Origin of the sequence: Clostridium sp. 1001271B_151109_B4, assembly GCF_015670405.1 — a bacterium.
Classification (GTDB): domain Bacteria; phylum Bacillota; class Clostridia; order Clostridiales; family Clostridiaceae; genus Clostridium.
The window spans coordinates 1-2,709 of record NZ_JADPBQ010000046.1; the positions used below are offsets into that span (position 1 = coordinate 1).

Sequence of the window (2,709 nt, forward strand, 5' to 3'; positions counted from 1 at the left end):
GTATTTCCGCTATTGTCTTTGCTAACATAACTTTTTGATTTTCACCAAATCCACCAATATTATTATGATATAAATAAAGTGTGACAAAACTGTTTGTTTAATATAATTAATACCAAACCTACAGTTTTGTCACACTTTGAATAATTAAATATTTACTTTTCAATGGTATCACTTTTCATTATGTTTATATATTATATACAAGTACCATGTTTTTTGATACCGCTATAAATTTATGCAACTTCTTCTAATATCCAAACTGTATGAAGTTTACCATCCCTTTTTATTCTTTTACTATCAATTTTATAATTAATATTATTATCTTCAAAAAATGAATTAATAGTTTTTAACCCTAATTTCTTACTTCCATCTTTTCGAGTTAAACCAAACTTATTAGATATTACATTAATAAATATTTCTTGTTCATCTTTAAATATTTTTTTATCTTTGTAACTATCTATAATATCTAATTTAATATATTCTTCTCTTTTTAGTTGCTCCAAGTCATACCATGAAACACCAGGAAAATATTTTTTTAATACTCTATTCTCAAAACCATACGCCCTTATATCTTGGTATAAATCAAACTCATATTCTAATCTTCCTAAATTAGTTGTATGTGTTCTTAATGTTATCATTTCTTCACCAGTAAAAGGATTTACTATAGTATCTAAATATAATGACTTCATACTTTTATCAATAATATCTAATCCATATTTTTTTACAAAATTAATTTCACCTAATCTTACAAATTCATCATAATAAAATAATTGCTTTTCTAATCCTCTTAATTTAGCTTCTATTGCTCTTGGTGTAATTCTCTTATAAAATACATTTACTTTATTACTTCTAATCCTTGCAGTTGTTTGAACAAACTTTTCTAAATCTGAAACACCATTAATAATTATGGTTTCTACTGTACTATCAAATATTTCTGTACCTTCACAAATTAAAGAAGTTGTATTTAATACATCACTATTAAATTTTTGATGCTTTACTATACTTTTAAATTCTTTTGAATTATCTTTGTTATTTGATATTAAATTTTCAACTTGTCCACTAATTGTATCTTGCCACATATCTAACTCATGCTTTTTATTATTTATTATTAATACCTTTTTACCTTTATTAACTTCTTGCTGAATTATCGGTGTAACTGTATCTTGACTTTCATATCTATAAAAATCTTTTACATTATTATTGTTATAATCTGCATCTTTTAAGACTTCTAATTTATTTAAAAATGGTAAATAATCTAAAGCTTCATAAGTTGCGGTCATAAATATTTTTACTATATTATGATTATTATTTAACCAATCAAAACTTAAAACAGTTTTATTATTCATACTTGTATCTTTTATAAAATAATGTGCTTCATCACATACAATATAATTAATTTCTCCTAAGCTGCACCAACTTAATTTTTTATCTTTACTTCTAAGTACATTTTCAAATTTTTGATAACTCATTATTTCAAAAGTACCAGCTTTAAAATTTCTTATACAAAATTGTTCGTACTCTTCTAAATAATTATATTGTTGCTCTTTAATTGCAGTTCTTGAACTTAATATTAAAACTTTCATGTTATTATCAAAAGCATACGGTAATAAAATATTTCTAACCCAATAATTTTTACCGCTGCCCATCTCTGAACCTATTAGATAATTATTTCCTTTAATTAATTCTTCAACCTTTTCTTTTCCTATTACATCACTAACATATTTTCTTTTCATGCCTTTTATCCTCCGTTATTCCTCTATTTTAATTCCATCTAAAGATAATAAATATCTTACATATTCTGATACTGATTTATAATTATCTTGCTCTGCTTTCTCTGTTACTGCTTGTCTTTCTTCTGGTGTTAAAAATACTCTTAATTCCTTATTTCTCTTTCTTTTCATAATGTAAAGTCCTCCTGGTTTTTTCTTTTGCTTGATGCCTTATATTTATATTATTTAATAAAATTTCTTAAAAGTTCACTTTGAAAAGTAAAATAAAATTATACTTTTATTTCTTACGATATTATCCATTTTTGACAACAAAAAAAGCACCTGGAAATTAATCCAGATGCAAAAAATAAAAATATGTTTATATAAATTATTATCTAATTATAAAATATAGCAATGCTAATGCTCCTATAAGTCTTGTTATCGAACAAAATAATTTAAAAATTTCTTTTGTTAGCTCCATTTTTTACCTCCCCCCTTTTTTTTACTTAAATTATATACTATATTTTGATAAGTATACAAGAAATATAATGTCAACTAATAATTACCTAACCAAAATAGGAAGGCTTTTTAAAACCCTCCTATTGCCTTAACTTGCTATCTTTAATTTATTTAATTTACTTTGGTAATTCCTTATTGTTTGCGGTGCTAAATTGGTAATTCTTATAATTTCTTCATTTGTGTAACCTTGTTCTTTTAATTCTTTGAATTTATCAAAATTACTTACTTTACTTTTTCTTGGTGGCTCTGGCTCATAATCACATTCATAATTTTCTATATTAACTTTTTCATTAGATAATAATATCATTCCTAGTAAATCACTATAAATACATTCAATATCATTCAATACTTTTATATTATACTCTCTTGGAATACTTTGTTTAAATTCATTTAATAGCAGCAATGCACCACCACCACAAAATACTACATTTGTATTACCTGGATTTGATAACTTAATAACTCCATTATATATATCATTCCATAA

General features: G+C 23.9%; 3 protein-coding genes. All 3 read right to left on the reverse strand.

Features of this window, described 5'->3' with window-relative positions; all coding sequences use genetic code 11:
* Positions 1–230 precede the first annotated feature (230 nt).
* On the reverse strand, positions 231–1,730 hold the full coding sequence (locus I4V63_RS15395) for a DEAD/DEAH box helicase family protein (protein WP_196002098.1): 1,500 nt from the start codon (positions 1,728–1,730) through the stop codon (positions 231–233).
* 15 nt (positions 1,731–1,745) lie between these two features.
* Positions 1,746–1,898: a hypothetical protein gene (locus I4V63_RS15400; RefSeq protein WP_196002099.1), complete on the reverse strand. Its 153-nt coding sequence runs from the start codon at positions 1,896–1,898 to the stop codon at positions 1,746–1,748.
* Positions 1,899–2,313: 415 nt separating this feature from the next.
* Positions 2,314–2,709, reverse strand: a 396-nt coding sequence (locus tag I4V63_RS15405) for a hypothetical protein (RefSeq protein ID WP_196002100.1), incomplete at its 5' end; no start/stop codon positions are given.